Source organism: Pseudomonas sp. FDAARGOS_380, from assembly GCF_002591235.1.
Classification (GTDB): domain Bacteria; phylum Pseudomonadota; class Gammaproteobacteria; order Pseudomonadales; family Pseudomonadaceae; genus Aquipseudomonas; species Aquipseudomonas salmasensis.
Window position 1 is genome coordinate 1,353,544 of the sequence record NZ_CP023969.1, and the last position, 15,139, is coordinate 1,368,682.

At 60.8% G+C, this 15,139-nt stretch carries 10 protein-coding genes and 3 pseudogenes; 3 read left to right on the forward strand and 10 right to left on the reverse strand.

Translation table 11 applies throughout. The annotated features are described in order from the left end of the window. Nucleotides 1-86: 86 nt before the first annotated feature. From CRN80_RS32075 to CRN80_RS06490, 3 genes and pseudogenes are all read left to right on the forward strand, one after another. A pseudogene (locus CRN80_RS32075) lies at nucleotides 87-1,097 on the forward strand (methyl-accepting chemotaxis protein); the annotation flags it as partial. A gap of 201 nt (nucleotides 1,098-1,298) precedes the next feature. After that, the gene (locus CRN80_RS32080; RefSeq protein ID WP_371861811.1) at nucleotides 1,299-2,003 is read left to right on the forward strand and encodes a methyl-accepting chemotaxis protein; all 705 of its coding nucleotides are present in this window, start codon (nucleotides 1,299-1,301) and stop codon (nucleotides 2,001-2,003) included. Nucleotides 2,004-2,138: 135 nt separating this feature from the next. Further along, nucleotides 2,139-4,046 (forward strand): methyl-accepting chemotaxis protein, encoded by a 1,908-nt coding sequence (locus CRN80_RS06490; protein WP_032893982.1) that lies wholly within the window; start codon nucleotides 2,139-2,141, stop codon nucleotides 4,044-4,046. Between the two features lie 113 nt (nucleotides 4,047-4,159). On the opposite strand, the gene CRN80_RS06495 is transcribed toward CRN80_RS06490, so the two are convergent. From CRN80_RS06495 to hutG, 10 genes and pseudogenes are all read right to left on the reverse strand, one after another. Continuing rightward, complete coding sequence (locus CRN80_RS06495; RefSeq protein WP_032893983.1) at nucleotides 4,160-4,894, reverse strand: amino acid ABC transporter ATP-binding protein; 735 nt, start codon at nucleotides 4,892-4,894, stop codon at nucleotides 4,160-4,162. Beyond that, the gene (locus CRN80_RS06500) at nucleotides 4,887-5,846 is read right to left on the reverse strand and encodes an amino acid ABC transporter permease (RefSeq protein ID WP_032893984.1); all 960 of its coding nucleotides are present in this window, start codon (nucleotides 5,844-5,846) and stop codon (nucleotides 4,887-4,889) included. Before CRN80_RS06500 ends, CRN80_RS06495 begins: the two co-directional genes overlap by 8 nt. A gap of 135 nt (nucleotides 5,847-5,981) precedes the next feature. Then, nucleotides 5,982-6,779: a transporter substrate-binding domain-containing protein gene (locus CRN80_RS06505; protein WP_032893985.1), complete on the reverse strand. Its 798-nt coding sequence runs from the start codon at nucleotides 6,777-6,779 to the stop codon at nucleotides 5,982-5,984. 219 nt (nucleotides 6,780-6,998) lie between these two features. Further along, the gene (locus CRN80_RS06510) at nucleotides 6,999-7,799 is read right to left on the reverse strand and encodes a transporter substrate-binding domain-containing protein (protein ID WP_032893987.1); all 801 of its coding nucleotides are present in this window, start codon (nucleotides 7,797-7,799) and stop codon (nucleotides 6,999-7,001) included. 179 nt (nucleotides 7,800-7,978) lie between these two features. Then, nucleotides 7,979-10,557, reverse strand: a pseudogene (gene mdoH / locus CRN80_RS06515) (glucans biosynthesis glucosyltransferase MdoH); the annotation flags it as partial. Then, entirely contained in the window at nucleotides 10,550-12,286 is a 1,737-nt protein-coding gene (locus CRN80_RS06520) for a glucan biosynthesis protein G (RefSeq protein ID WP_032897635.1), read from the reverse strand. The pseudogene mdoH and the gene CRN80_RS06520, both read right to left, overlap by 8 nt. A gap of 267 nt (nucleotides 12,287-12,553) precedes the next feature. Then, on the reverse strand, nucleotides 12,554-12,991 hold the full coding sequence (gene dtd, locus CRN80_RS06525) for a D-aminoacyl-tRNA deacylase (RefSeq protein ID WP_032893990.1): 438 nt from the start codon (nucleotides 12,989-12,991) through the stop codon (nucleotides 12,554-12,556). Continuing rightward, nucleotides 12,988-13,959 carry a prolyl aminopeptidase gene (gene pip / locus CRN80_RS06530; RefSeq protein WP_014716544.1) on the reverse strand — a complete coding sequence of 324 codons (972 nt, stop codon included), beginning with the start codon at nucleotides 13,957-13,959 and terminating at the stop codon, nucleotides 12,988-12,990. Before pip ends, dtd begins: the two co-directional genes overlap by 4 nt. 103 nt (nucleotides 13,960-14,062) lie before the next feature. After that, nucleotides 14,063-14,182, reverse strand: a pseudogene (locus tag CRN80_RS31515) (alpha/beta hydrolase); the annotation flags it as partial. A gap of 146 nt (nucleotides 14,183-14,328) precedes the next feature. Beyond that, complete coding sequence (hutG, locus tag CRN80_RS06540) at nucleotides 14,329-15,129, reverse strand: N-formylglutamate deformylase (RefSeq protein WP_032893991.1); 801 nt, start codon at nucleotides 15,127-15,129, stop codon at nucleotides 14,329-14,331. Nucleotides 15,130-15,139: the final 10 nt, after the last annotated feature.

Sequence of the window (15,139 nt, forward strand, 5' to 3'; positions counted from 1 at the left end):
CCAGAGCGTGGGAACGATCAAGTATCCCCGTGCGTTGCCGATAGCCTGTGAATAAGTCCAAGCCTTGTTCCAGGGGAGTTCGCAGCATGTATCGTTGGTTAGCCGAGAAACTGGGGAATGTAAGCGTCAACCGCAAGCTGAGCGTGGGCTTTGGCCTGGTGTTGCTCCTGACGCTGTTGATCACCTTTACCGGCTGGACCGGCCTGGGGGATGTGATCAGTCGCGGTGACAAGCTAGGCTTTATTTCCAGCCTCAATGGCCTGACCAAAGACCTGCGCCTGGCACGCCTGGACTTCGACATGCGCCGTGGCGAGCAAGGCACGGACAAGGTCGACGGCCTGCTCGCCCACCTCGACAGTGGCCTGAAGACCGCTGCCGAGCTGATCGAACAACCTGACGATAAAGCCCTGGTCGAGCAACAGCAGGAAGCCCTGAACCAATACAAAAAGGCCTTCGCCGCCATGGTCCAGGCGGGCCTCAAGCGTGAGGGCGCGCGCAGCAAACTCGGCGACACTGCCGACAATGCCGTCGCCAAGATCAACGAAATCGAAAAAGCCCTGCTGCAAGGTGACAGCGTTGCCCAGTTCAACAGCGTGGTCGAGCAGAGCAAGCTGATCCAGCAGTCGCGCTTCCAGGTACGCGGCTACACCTACAGCGGCAAGGTCGAAGCCGAGCAACCGGCCCTGGATGCCATCGACAACGCCCTGAAGAAAATCACTGAGCTGCAAGGCCAGTTGCCTGCGCAATACCAGGCCAACCTGCAAGAAGCCGGGGCATCACTGCAAGCCTACCGTGCCGCCGTCAGCCAGTATCGCGATTCCCAGGTCGCCAGCGCCGCAGCGCTGAAAACCATGATCGCCCAAGGCGACATCCTGCTGGGCCACAGTGAAAAACTCACCGTCTCCCAGACCGCCGTGCGTGACGCAGATGCCGCGCAGGCCAAATACCTGTTGCTGCTTGCCACCGTGCTGGCGCTGATCGTCGGCGTCTTCGCAGCCTGGGCCATTACCCGCCAGATCGTCATCCCGCTGAACCAGACCCTCACAGTCGCCGAGCGCGTGGCCTCCGGCGACCTGAGCCACAACCTGGAATCGGGCCGCCAGGACGAACTGGGCCAATTGCAGCGCGCCATGCAAAGCATGACCGTGGGCCTGCGCGAGTTGATCGGCGGGATCAGCGACGGTGTCACCCAGATCGCCAGTGCCGCCGAACAGTTGTCGGCCGTGACCGAACAAACCAGCGCCGGGGTCAACAGCCAGAAGGTCGAGACCGACCAGGTGGCCACCGCCATGAACGAGATGGCCGCCACCGTGCAGGAAGTGGCGCGCAACGCCGAAGAGGCCTCGGAAGCCGCCGTGGCCGCCGACCAGCAAGCCCGTGAAGGCGACCAGGTGGTGGGTGAAGCCATCGCCCAGATCGAGCGCCTGGCCACCGAAGTGGGGAATTCCACAGTGGCCATGGGTGAGCTCAAGCGTGAAAGCGACAAGATCGGCAGCGTGCTCGACGTGATCAAATCCGTGGCCCAGCAAACCAACCTGCTGGCCCTTAACGCCGCCATCGAGGCCGCGCGTGCCGGTGAAGCCGGGCGTGGCTTCGCCGTGGTGGCCGACGAGGTGCGCAGCCTGGCCCAGCGCACGCAGAAGTCCACCGAAGAGATTGAAGAGCTGATCGTCGGCCTGCAAAGTGGTACCCAGCAGGTGGCAACCATCATGGACAACAGCCGCGGGCTGACCGAGAGCAGTGTTGAGCTGACGCGCCGCGCCGGTCACGCGCTGGGCAATATCACCCGCACCGTCTCGACCATCCAGGCGATGAACTCGCAGATCGCCACCGCCGCCGAGCAGCAAAGCGCCGTGGCTGAAGAGATCAACCGCAGCGTGTTGAATGTGCGCGATATCTCCGAGCAAACTTCGTCGGCCAGTGAAGAAACCGCGTCCTCCAGTGCCGAACTGGCGCGCCTGGGGATCTACCTGCAGACCTTGGTCGGGCGCTTCCGAGTCTGAATTACCCTACGCGGCGGCTTACCAAAGCCGCCGCATCTTGTGAAATTTCCTACACAGTTATCAGCCCTCCACGGGCCCGAATCGAATTAGCGTTTCAGGTGTCGCCAAACGCTTTTTCTGATTCGGAGGTTCACCATGTTTCCTCGGCTGACCCGCGTGCTGGTCAATGCCAGCGTCCGCCTCAAGCTCGCCCTGGGTTTTGGCCAAGTGCTGATCCTCAGTTTCCTGATCGCCGCCACCGGCTGGCAAGCCTTGAACGCCGTGCTTTACCGATCCAACAGCCTGACGACCCTGGGGCAACTGGCCGTCGACGCCGAGGCCATGCGCGCCGACCGCATCGTGTACCGCACGCTGACAGACAGCGATAGCCTGGGCAAAATGGCCGCGAAAATCGAGCGGATCGACCAGCACCTGGCCGACCTTTCAAACCGCCTGAAAGAGCCAGCTGACCTGCAGCGACTTGAAGAAGCCAAGCGCCTTGCAAGCAACTTCAAGGCGGCACTGGCGCAACTGCCACCCTTGATCGAACAGCGCGAGCGCATCCGCCCGGCGCTGAAAAAAATCGCTCTGCAAGCCAGCGATACCCTCGCCCAATTTGCCAGTGACCTGCCTGACCAGAACGACGAGAAGGCCCTCGATGCCATCGAGCAACTGCGCCAGGCCATGGAGCTGGCCGAAGATCGCGCCCAGAGCCCCGCCTGGGCCGCGCAATCGCTGGCGATGTATGCAGAGGCCATCGGCAAGGCGCTGGACGCTCTGGAGATCGCGCAGCTGGCCGTCACAGCACTGCCGGTGGACTCAGCACTGCTCAAGACCGACCTGGCTAACTATCGCGAGCAGTTGGTCAAGCTCAAGGAGGCCCAGATCAATGTGGAGACGGTGCAAAACCGCTTCGAACAGCAACTCAATGACCTGCGCGAAAACAGCAACCAGTTGAGCCAAAGCCAAAACACCAAGCGAAACGACGAGGCAGACCACACCCGTACATTGCTGATCAGCGTGACAGTGGCCGCCCTGGCACTCGGCGCGCTGGCCGCCTGGTGGATCGCCCGGCAGATTGCGGCGCCATTGCGGGAGATCCTTAGCGCCGCGCACCGCGTTGCCGAGGGCGACCTCAGCCATGACATGGCGGTCGACCGTCGTGACGAACTTGGCCAGTTGCAGCAAAGCATCGGGCAAATGACCCGCAGCCTGCGTAGCCTGATCAGCAGTATCGGCGACAGCGCCCGGCAGATCGCCGGGGCGGCTACACAGTTATCCACGGTCACCGAGCAAACTCGCAGCGGTCTCAACGAGCAGAAAGACGAAACCGACCAGGTGGCGACGGCAATGAATGAAATGCTCGCCACTGCCCAGGAAGTGGCGCGCCATGCCGAACGCGCCTCGGTGGCAGCCAATGAAGCCGACCAGCAGGCCGGCGCCGGAGAACAAGTGGTCACCCAGGCCGTGGAGCAGATTGGCAACCTGGCCAGTGAAATGGCGCTGTCGGGACGCGCGATGCTCGCGTTGCAACAGGAGAGCCAGAAGATCGCCAGTGTGCTGGACGTGATCAAGTCCGTGTCTCAGCAGACCAACCTGCTAGCCCTGAACGCCGCCATTGAAGCGGCGCGTGCGGGCACTGCCGGCCAAGGCTTTGCGGTGGTCGCCGACGAAGTGCGCAGCCTGGCCCAACGCACTCAGGAATCGGCCGAGGAGATCGAAGGGCTGATCCTCGGCCTGCATAACGGCACCCAACAGGTGGCGGACATCATGGACAGCAGCCGCAGCCTGACCGACAACAGCGTCGCCCTGACCCGCGACGCCGGTGATGCCCTGATTGCCATTGCCCGCACGGTGACGATTATCCAGGAAATGAACCCGCAGATCGCCGCCGCAGCCGAACAGCAAAGCGCCGTGGCCGAGGAGATCAACCGCAGTGTGTTGAAGGTACGGGACGTGTCGGAACAGACCGCCGCCGCCAGCGAGGAAACGGCGGCGGCGAGTGTTCAGTTGACCAGGTTGAGCCTGGATTTGCAGACCCTGGTCGACAAATTCAAGCTCTGAAACACCACCCCTGTAGGAGCGAGCTTGCTCGCGAAAAACCCAAGGCCGCTGCGTTCATTCAGGGTGCGTGGCGTTATCGTTGACGTTTTTCGCGAGCAAGCTCGCTCCTACAGTCATAGGACCTGGCGCAGGAAGGCTTGGGCGCGGGGGTCTTTTGGCGCATTGAAGAACTCGGCCGGGGCGGCGTCTTCCAGCAATTTGCCGTGGTCGAAAAACAACACCCGGTCTGCCACTTCCCGGGCAAAACCCATCTCGTGGGTGACACACACCATGGTCATGCCTTCCAGGGCCAGGGTCTTCATCACGTCCAGCACTTCACCGACCATTTCCGGGTCGAGGGCCGAGGTGGGCTCGTCAAACAGCATCACCTTGGGCTCCATCGCCAGGGCCCGGGCAATGGCGACACGCTGCTGCTGGCCGCCAGACAGGCGCGATGGAAACTCGTGGGCCTTCTGCGCGATACCGACCTTTTCCAGCAGCGCCAGGGCCTTGGCCTCGCGCTCTGGCTTGCCGCGCTTGCGCACGACCTTTTGCGCCAGGCACAGGTTTTCCAGCACGGTCATATGGGGGAAGAGGTTGAAGTGCTGGAACACCATGCCGACTTCACGGCGGTAGGCATTCACATCGGTCTTGGGGTCGGCCAGTTGCAGGCCGTCGATGCTCACCGAACCTGAGTCGAACTCCTCCAAGCCGTTAAGGCAGCGCAGGAAAGTGGACTTGCCCGAACCCGAAGGGCCGATCACCACCAGTACCTCGCCCTTGGCCACTTGGGTAGTGACGTGATCCACCGCGCGCACCACCTGCCCACGGGTATCGAAGACTTTTACCAGATCGCGCACTTCAATCACTTTGGGCGAGCCTCCGCTCAAGCCGGCTGGCCATCTTCGACAGCGGCAGGTTGATCAGCAGGTACAAGCCCGCCACACAGAACAGGATTTCAAACGGCGAGAACGAGGTGGTGATCACTTCGCGGCCGCTCTTGAGCAACTCGGTAATCGCGATCACCGACACCAGGGAGGTGTCCTTGACCAGGCTGATAAATTGCCCGGCCAGGGGCGGCAGCACGCGCTTGAACGCCTGCGGCAGTACCACGTGGCGCATCGACTGGCTGGCGCTCAAGCCCAGGGAGCGCGCCGCTTCGTCCTGGCCACGGGTGATGGACTGCACGCCAGCGCGCACGATTTCCGCCACGTAGGCACCGGTGAACAACGACAGCGCGGCGATCCCGGCGAACTCCCGGGACAGGTTGAGCACCGTGCCGATAAAGAAATAGAAAATGAAGATCTGCACCAGCAGCGGCGTACCCCGCACCAATTCGACGTAGATCGTCGACAGGTCGCGCAAGGTGGGGTTTTTCGACAGCCGGCACAGCCCGGTCGCCAAGCCAATCGCCAAACCCAGGATGCCGGACACCACCGACAGCCACAATGTGGTCCACAAGCCCCACATCAATGGCCCCAGTGCCCATTGCCGGGTCACGCCGACCACATCGCCTTCAGCCACGTCGTCGCCGCGCGCCACTTGCAGGCTGTTATCGGCAACCGTGAGCTTTTGCTCGACACCGGCGTCGTTGCGCAGGGTGACTTCGGCCGTATCGCCTTTGCGCACCAACTCGACCACGGTGGAAATATCCGCGGCGCGCTGGGAAGTTTCGGCTTGATAAGCGAAGTACTGCGGGACGCGGTTCCAGCGCCATTCGTAGGACATCAACGAGGTGGCGTAATACAAGGCACCCGCCAGGCCGACCAGCACGACCACCGTCAGCAGGTGCCAGGGCCATTGGGCTTTTTTCTGTTTCATTTCACTTTCCGAATGTATTGCTCTTGTAGGAGCGAGCTTGCTCGCGAAAAACCCGAGAACCCCTCTGGGTGTCAGGATTGCCGCGTTACCGTTGACGATTTTCGCGAGCAAGCTCGCTCCTACACCATCAAGCTTTTATTCCATGTCCTTGAGCCACTCGGAGCTCTTGAACCACTTGTCATGGATGCGATCGTAGGTGCCGTCGTTACGGATCTGGTGCAGGAAGTTGTTGATGAAGTTGATGCTGTCGTAATCGCCTTTCTTCAAACCGAACGCCAGGGGTTCAAAGGTGAAGGGTTCGTCCAGGAACACCAGCTTGCCGTTACCGACTTTCTTCTCGGCCACCACGTTGTACGGTGCGTCGTAGACGAACGCATCAGCCTTGCCGTTGACCACGTCGAGCACGCCTTCCTGCTCGTTGTCGTAGCCGTGGTACTTGGCTTTGGAGATCAACTTCTTGGCCACCATCTCACCAGTGGTGCCGAGCTTGGAGGTCAGGCGGTATTTCTCGTCGTTCAGGTCTTTGTAGGACTTGATGGTCCCTTCCAGTTCCTTGCGGATCAGCAGCGTCTGGCCGACCACGATGAAGGGTTCGCTGAAGTTCAGACGCAGGTTGCGTTCCTGGGTCAGGGTCATGCCGCTGCCGATCATGTCGAACTTGCCGGTCAGGAAGGCCGGGATGATGCCGTCGTAGCCGGTGGACACCAGCTCCAGCTTGACGCCCATGGACTTGGCCATGGCCTTGAGGATATCGACTTCGAAACCGATGATTTCACCGCGCTTGTCGGTCATTTCGAACGGCATGTAGGTGGGGTCCATGCCGACTTTCAACGTGCCGCGCTTGACCGCCTCATCAATGGCGCCGGCCTGTGCCACGGTGGCAGCGACCAGCGCGGTGACGCCAAGCATCAGCATCGAAAGATACTTTTTCATCATCAAGACCCCTGAACGATTCTTATAAGGTGGGCGCACGAGAGGGCTGCGCCATTTCGGGGAGCGATCCTAACCCACTCGTTGTCCGCCACAAAGGTTTCACCGGTAAATGTTATCGGTGTGTGTCGGAAAACACTGACAGCGGCGCGCAGAAGCGCAGGCGCAGACGCTTCAGCGCGGCCTCTCGATCAGGGGTTGATGTGTAAGCAGTTATGACGATCAGTCGATCTCGGCGATCCAGGCCGTGTCCCTTAACCACTTGTCATGCAGGCGATCGTAGGTGCCGTCCTGGGCGATCTGATTGAGAAAGTGGTTGATCCAATTGAGGCTGTCGTAATCACCTTTTTTCAGGCCAAACGCCAAGGGCTCAAAGGTAAAGGGTTGCTCCAGTGCCAACAAGGCACTGTTCTGTGGCCGACTCATCGCGATCAGGTTGTAAGGCGCATCATGGATAAAAGCATCGGCCTTGCCTTCCACCACCTGCCGCACGCCCTCTTCCGGGTCAGCCACACTGCTGAGCCGAGCGGATACGAGAAAGCGCTGCGCAGCGGCTTCACCGGTGGTGCCTTGGGTGGTAACGACGCGGTAACTGGCGTCGTCCAGCTCTTCAATACTGGACACCTTCGCGCCCAGGCGCGGATGCAGCAGCACCGTCTGGCCCACCACGATAAACGAGTCACTGAAGTTGAGCTTGAGGTTGCGCTCCTGGGTGACCGTCATGCCGCTGCCAATCAGATCAAATTTGTTTGCCGTCAGCCCTGGCAGCAACTCCGTGTAGGGCACCGCCACCAACTCCAGCTCTACACCCAGCGCGCGACTCATGGCGTGGAGCAAGTCAATTTCAAAGCCGACGATGCGTCCCTGCCTATCGAGCATTTCGAACGGCACGTTATTGGGGGTGGTGCCGACTTTAAGTACGCCACGGCGCACAGCGTTGTCCAGCGCGCCCGCGTAAAGCAGGCCCGCGTGTCCCCCCAGCAAAAAGCCCATCAGCAATGCCAAACAATACCTTTTGATCATGAATGCCCCCGTGGCGAGTCCAATGTGGGGGGCGATCCTAACCCAGCCGCAGGCACGGCAATACGCTTCGAACAAAGGTCTTTTGTTTCGAAATAACAAGGAGTTAGGAATAAAAAGGAAGGGGCTAAAAACGCTGTAGGACCAACGTTTGAAACACCCCCGAAGTGAGCCTTCGGGGGTGCCTGAATCAGGCCGGTTGGGCCTGGGGCGACTGTGGTTGCAGGGGCAGCAATGGCGCGTGCGGATCGGCCTTGATCGAGGCACGCCAAGCGCCGAGCCACTCGGCATGACCTTCGCTCCACACCTGCTCATGCAGGCGAGCCAAGGCCACCGGGTCGCTGAGCAGCGCCAGGCGTTCGCTGTTGTTGAGGCCGGCCGGGCCAACTTTCAACGCGTGGCGAACACGCTCCATGCGCAGGTACTCGATGGGCTCGGCCTCCCGGTGCCGCGAGGTCGCCAAGGCGCAGGCCAGGGCGTTCTGCTGCGGGTCGACCACCGAACGCACAAAGCCGTCGTTGAGGGCATGCCAACGGTTTTCGTGGGTGTACTGCTCGGTCGACAGCAGGGCTTGCGGCGGATTGTATTCCTCAGGGATCAGGAACAGGCTCTCGTCGCGGGACTTGAGGCCCAGCTTGACCCGGCTGGAAATCACCGACACCGGGATCGACAGCATCAGCGAACCGACGATCGGCACCAGCCACCACAGGAAGCTTGGGTTCAACCACACCACCAGCAGCGCCCATAAAAAGCCCAGCACGGTTTGCGGACCGTGGCGCTTGACCGCCTCGCTCCATGGCGTGGAGTCGTCGTCACGTTGTGGCGAGTTCCAGGTAGCGGCCCAGCCAAGGAACGCAGCGAGGACGAAACGGGTGTGGAAAATCATCCGCACCGGCGCCAGCAGCATGGAGAACAGCATCTCCAGCAGCATCGACAGGGTCACCTTGAACTTGCCACCAAACTCTTTCGCGCCTTTGGCCCAGATCAGGATGATGCTCAGCAGTTTAGGCAGGAACAACAGCACGATGGTGGTGGAGAACAGCGCTACCGCCTTGTCCGGGTGCCATTGTGGCCACAGCGGGTACAACTGGCGCGGAGCCATGAAGTACTGCGGCTCCATCAGCGTATTCACCGCCAGCAACGCCGTGGACAGCACCAAAAAGAAGAACCACAACGGCGCCGACAGGTAGGACATCACGCCGGTGAGGAACACCGCACGGTGCACCGGGTGCATGCCTTTAACCAGGAACAGGCGGAAGTTCATCAGGTTACCGTGGCACCAGCGGCGGTCACGCTTGAGTTCATCCAGCAGGTTCGGCGGCAGTTCTTCGTAGCTGCCCGGCAGGTCGTAGGCAATCCACACGCCCCAGCCGGCACGGCGCATCAGCGCGGCTTCAACGAAGTCGTGGGAAAGAATCGCACCGGCAAACGCGCCCTTACCTGGCAACGGCGCCAGGGCGCAGTGCTCGATAAACGGCTTCATACGGATAATGGCGTTGTGGCCCCAGTAGTGGGATTCACCCAACTGCCAGAAGTGCAGGCCGGCGGTAAACAGCGGGCCGTATACGCGGGTAGCGAACTGCTGCATGCGCGCATACAGGGTATCCATGCCCGACGCACGCGGCGCGGTCTGGATAATCCCGGCATCCGGCGTGGCTTCCATCAGGCGCACCAGGCTGGTCAGGCACTCGCCGCTCATCACGCTGTCGGCGTCGAGAACGACCATGTACTTGTAGTCACCGCCCCAACGACGGCAGAAGTCGTCGAGGTTGCCGCTCTTGCGCTTAACGCGACGGCGACGACGGCGATAGAAGATCTTGCCGAAACCACCGGCTTCGCGACAGACGTCGAGCCAGGCTTGCTGTTCGGCGATGCAGATGTCGGCGTCGTTACTGTCGCTGAGCACGAAGAAGTCGAAGCGATCCAGGTCACCGGTCGCGGCCACCGATTCGAACGTTGCACGCAAGCCGGCGAATACACGCGGCACGTCTTCGTTGCAGATCGGCATCACAAGCGCGGTGCGCGCATCCTTGGGAATCGGCTCGTCGCCGGCGCTTTTACCGGAGATACGGTACTTATCGTGACCAGTCAGCAGTTCCAAGAAGCCCATGAGCGCGGTCCAGAAACCGGCCGACACCCAGCAGAACAGAATCCCGAACATGATCAGGATGCTGGTTTGCAGCGCGTAAGGCAGTACCTGGGTAGCGGTTTGCAGCAGGGTCTGGTTGCGAATTTCGTCGAAGTCCACCAGCGACCAGCCCTGGTACGGCATGATGCCTTTCATGTACCAGCCGGCCACGATGGTCTGGCCCAGCATCAGCACCAACAGGATGTAACGACGGATCGAACCCACGGTACGCCAGCGCGCAGCCGGCAGTACCCGCTCATCTTTGGGTGGCTTGGGCGGGTTGGTGCGACCGGTCATCCGGCGCCAACCGCGCACCAGGATGTTGGTGCGCCAAGGCTCGGGCACCACTTTGGTCCGACGGATCGGCGGCGTGGCCTTCAGGCACACGCGACCGCTGGCATCGAGCGCCAGCATCTCGGCGTCTTCCAGTTCTTCGGCGCTGTTGAGGGTCAAGCGGCGGCCAACCGACGCTTGGGCAGCATCGGTCGGTGCGTCGAAGGTCTTGGATGACAGGCGCTCGTGCAACTCGCTGAAGGACGTGCAGCCCGCCAGCTCGGCGCGCTGCTCAGCCGTCATGGGTAGATGCGCCAGGTACTCGGACAGAGTCTCTGGCTTGACTTGAGAATTACTCATCGGCAGGCAACTGATAGCTCCAGGTTTCGGTCAGGACTTGCTCGGTCTTGATCGGCTCCGGTGTGGCTGGGGCAGCCTCAGGCTGTTTGGCTTCCTTGTCCTTGGCGTCTTTCTTGGCCTGTTTCTCATGCTGCTTGGCCACGACTTTGTCGGCCTTGAGCACATGGTTGGAAACCGACTCAGGCTCAGGCTGCACGATATCCTGCACCAGGGCCGCACGCATTTCGGTCGGCTTGCTTGCGTCCTTGATCTTCATACGCAGGGTCAGGCGCCAGCCTTTGGTGTGTTCGTTGTAACGCACGCTGTTTTCAACCAGTTCGGCGTTATCGCCCACGCTCACCTGGCTACGTACCGGCGCGTCCGGCAGCAGTTTCTTCAGGGACGGGCCCTCGAAGTCCACCAGGTAGGCCACGCTGCCGTCGGGCTGACGGATCAGGTTCGATTGCTTCACGTCACCGGTAGAACGCAGGGTCTGCTTGACCCAGGCACTGTCCGGCGAATGGAAAGCCGCGTCGTCCAATGTCCAGTGCAGGCGGTAGGCTACGTCCAGCGGCTTGCCGACTTCCGGCAGTTCGGCCGGGCTCCAGAAGGCCACGATGTTGTCGTTGGTCTCATCGGCAGTCGGGATCTCGACCAGGTCGACAGAGCCTTTGCCCCAGTCGCCTTCAGGTTCGATCCAGGCGCTTGGGCGCTTGTCGTAGTTGTCGTCCAGGTCTTCGTAGTGGCTGAAGTTGCGACCACGCTGCAACAGGCCGAACCCACGCGGGTTCTCGACGCTGAAGTTGCTGACAGACAAGTGTTTAGGGTTGTTCAGCGGGCGCCAGATCCACTCGCCATTGCCGGCGTGGATCGACAGGCCGCTGGAATCGTGGAGCTCGCGACGGTAGTTGAGGACCTTGGACGGCTGGTTGGCGCCGAACAGGAACATCGAGGTCAACGGCGCAACGCCCAGCTTGCTGACCTTGTCACGCAGGAACATCTGGGATTTGACGTCCACCACGGTGTCGGTGCCAGGGCGCAGGATCAGACGATAAGCGCCAGTGGCGCGTGGCGAATCCAGCAGTGCAAAGATCACCAGGTGCTTGTCACCCGGCTTTGGACGCTCGATCCAGAACTCGGTGAAACGCGGGAATTCTTCGCCAGACGGCAATGCGGTGTCGATCGCCATGCCACGGGCAGACAGGCCATATACCTGGTCCTTGCCCACGACGCGGAAATAGCTGGCGCCGAGCATGGTCATGATTTCGTCTTGCTTGTCGGCCTTGTTGATCGGGAAAAGCACACGGAAACCGGCGTAACCCAGCTGTTCGGTGGCTTTAGGATCAAATTTCACATCGCCGAAATCGAAACGCGTCGGGTCGTACTTGATTTCATGCACGCTGTCGGCGGTGACTTCGTTGATTTTCACCGGGGTGTCGAAATGCATCCCCTGGTGATAGAAGGACAGCTTGAACGGGGTGTTCTGATCGGCCCACTCGGCTTTTTCATTGCGGAAACGAATTTTCTGGTAGTCAGCGAATTTCATTTCGCGGAATTCGTTCGGCAAATTGCTGCGCGGAGCTTCGTATTTCTGCCCAGCCAGCTCTTTTGCCTTGGCCGACACATCATCCAGACTGAACGCCCACAGTTGACCCGCGCCGAACAGGCAAAACAGGGCGGAGCCCGTCACCAGTGCGTTTCGTAACCGTTTGGCAGACAATTTTGGTGCATTACAGGGACTAACAATCACGAGCAACCCTCGCCGAAAACAGATCAAAAAACCAACTGCCAGCTATCTATATGCCAGGTTGGCGAGCAATGTTCCGACTCCTCTGGGGCAAAATGATTCCCCACGCGGTTGTCGGACAAGGCTCTACCTAAGTCAAAAATGGACCAAACAACGCTGATCCCCGTAGCGCGCGATTATCTAGTAGCCCGCGAGACAACGCATCAGGGGCAGCGAAGTATTTGTAGCGAAACCCTGCGTTTTTAGGCATTAACGTCGTTTTTCATACATTCATGTCTGTAAGAGGAAGGTCACAGGGCCATCATTGACCAAGTGCACCTGCATATCCGCGCCAAAACGCCCTGACGCCACCTTGCCATGCAATTGTTGCGCTTGTAACAACAAGTGATCAAAAAGCGCCGCTCCCAGGGCCGGTGGAGCCGCCGTGGAGAAGCTGGGCCGCAGCCCGCTTTTGGTATCCGCCGCCAGGGTGAACTGCGACACCAGCAGCAAACCGCCGCCGATGTCCTTGAGGGACAGGTTCATCTTGCCGTCCTCGTCACTGAACACCCGATAGTTAAGCAGCTTGTGCAGCAGTTTGTCGGCGCTTTCGGGCGTATCTGAAGGCTCGACGGCCACCAGTACCAGCAAACCCTGGTCGATCGAGCCTACCACCTCACCCGCGACCTCGACCCGGGCGCCACGCACCCGCTGCAACAGGCCCTTCATGCTTCTTCAGGCGGCAGGTCGAGCAAGCGCCGGGCCATTTCGCCGGTCGCACGTACCAGTGCGTCGGTGATACCCGGCTCGGATGCCGCATGCCCGGCCTCGCGGATCACCTGCAACTCGCTGTTGGGCCAGGCCTGATGCAGTTCCCAGGCGTTATCCAGCGTGCAGATCATATCGTAGCGGCCATGGATGATGACGCCAGGCAGATGGGCGATCTTGTGCATATCGCGAATCAGCTGGTTGGGCTCCAGGAAGGAGTTGTTAGTGAAGTAATGGCATTCGATACGTGCGATGGACAAGGCGCGCTGCGGCTCGGAAAACCGCTCCACATGCTGTGGGCTCGGGCACAGGCCCAACATGCGGCCTTCCCAGCCCGACCAGGCTTTGGCCGCGTGCATCTGGGCGATCTGGTCATTGCCGGTCAGGCGCTTGTGGTAAGCGGCGATCATGTCGTGGCGCTCCTCCACCGGGATCGGGGCCACGTAGTCCTGCCAGTAATCCGGGAACAGGCGGCTCGCGCCCTCCTGGTAGAACCAGCGAATATCCTGGGGGCGGGCGAGGAAGATGCCGCGCACGATCAGGCCGAGCACACGCTCGGGATGGGTTTGCGCGTAGGCCAGGGCCAGGGTCGAGCCCCAGGAGCCGCCGAACAGCACCCACTTGTCGATGCCCAGGTGCTCGCGGATGCGTTCAAGGTCGGCGACCAGATCCCAAGTGGTGTTGTTCTCCAGGCTCGCCCTTGGCGTGGAGCGGCCGCAGCCACGCTGGTCGAAGGTGACAATATGGTAGAGGTTCGGGTCGAAATAGCAGCGGCTCTGGGCGTCGCAACCGGAGCCGGGGCCGCCATGGATGAACACGACAGGCAAGCCTTCGGGGGAGCCACTTTCATCGACATACAGGGTGTGGGTGTCATCGACAGCCAGATCGTGCCGGGCGTAGGGTTTGATCTGCGGGTACCAAGTCTGCATTGCGTGCTCCGTAGGGTGTCGGGTTCATCCCTGGGGGGACGTCTATTATTTTGCCGTTTGGCATCATAAACCCGAATTGTGCAATGAGCATGTCCTTGAGCACTTAGACCTGTGTCAGCAGTTCGCGCCTCAGGTAACCAAGCAGATAGTCATACAGCCGATCCACCTCCGGCACCTGGCCGCGAGCCCGCAAACAACCGTGGGCCAGCCCTTTGCCGGGATGGCGGTGTGTCAGTTGATAAAAGTGTTGCTGAACCACCGTTATCGCAGGCAAGCCAGCTCCCACATTTGGAGCGCATTCTCATGATAGAGCGCGGTCAAGCGTGGGAGCGGGCTTGCTCGCGAAAGCTATTGCAGCAGCACCAACAATTACCGGTAGTGCTTCTGCCCCCAAGCCAACAGCCCTTCCAGCAACTGCCTCAACACCACCTGCGTCGGCTCGGCCAAATCATGGCGATAACGGAACGGCTCGAACTCCTCCATATAGGTGCTCTGGCACAACTCCAGCTGCACCGCATGGATATCCTGCGCCGGGTTGCCGTAGTGACGGGTGATATGGCCGCCCTTGAAGCGCCCATTCAGCACATGGGTGTATTGCGGATGCTGGGCGCAGATGGCTTCCAGCTGGCTGGCCAGCTGCGGGTCGCACGCAGCGCCGTTGAAGGTACCCAAATTGAAGTCCGGCAATTTGCCGTCAAACAGGTGCGGGATCACCGAGCGGATCGAGTGCGCGTCGAACAGCAACGCATAACCGAACTCGGCCTTGAGGCGTGCCAGTTCTTCTTGCAGTTGACGGTGGTACGGCCCCCAGATTTTTTGCAGGTAGCTGGCCCGTTCTTCGTCGGAGGGCGTTTGCCCTTCACGGAACAACGGCACGCCGTCGAACAGCGTCTCGGGGTACAGGCCGGTCGTAGCGCCGGCATACAGCGGCGTGTTGTCGGAAGGCCGGTTGAGGTCGATGACAAACCGCGAGTACTGCGCAGCCAGGGTGCTGGCGCCCAGTTCTTCGGCAAAGTCATACAACAGGGGGATATGCCAGTCGGTGTCCGGCAGGCTTTGCGCCTCGGGGATCAACCCGGCCTCGACCGCAGGGGTGAGGCGCAGGCCGGCGTGGGGCATGCTGATCAGCAGCGGTACACGGCCTTGTTTGAACGTCAGAACCTTATCCACAACAGCATCC

Excerpts from the sequence above, each read along its gene's own strand:
- CRN80_RS32080 (WP_371861811.1), top strand. The coding sequence starts at position 1,299 with ATGGCCGCCACCGTGCAGGAAGTGGCGCGCAACGCCGAAGAGGCCTCG.
- CRN80_RS06490 (WP_032893982.1), top strand. The coding sequence starts at position 2,139 with ATGTTTCCTCGGCTGACCCGCGTGCTGGTCAATGCCAGCGTCCGCCTC.
- CRN80_RS06500 (WP_032893984.1), bottom strand. The coding sequence starts at position 5,846 with ATGAAACAGAAAAAAGCCCAATGGCCCTGGCACCTGCTGACGGTGGTC.
- CRN80_RS06505 (WP_032893985.1), bottom strand. The coding sequence starts at position 6,779 with ATGAAAAAGTATCTTTCGATGCTGATGCTTGGCGTCACCGCGCTGGTC.
- CRN80_RS06510 (WP_032893987.1), bottom strand. The coding sequence starts at position 7,799 with ATGATCAAAAGGTATTGTTTGGCATTGCTGATGGGCTTTTTGCTGGGG.
- dtd (WP_032893990.1), bottom strand. The coding sequence starts at position 12,991 with ATGAAGGGCCTGTTGCAGCGGGTGCGTGGCGCCCGGGTCGAGGTCGCG.
- pip (WP_014716544.1), bottom strand. The coding sequence starts at position 13,959 with ATGCAGACTTGGTACCCGCAGATCAAACCCTACGCCCGGCACGATCTG.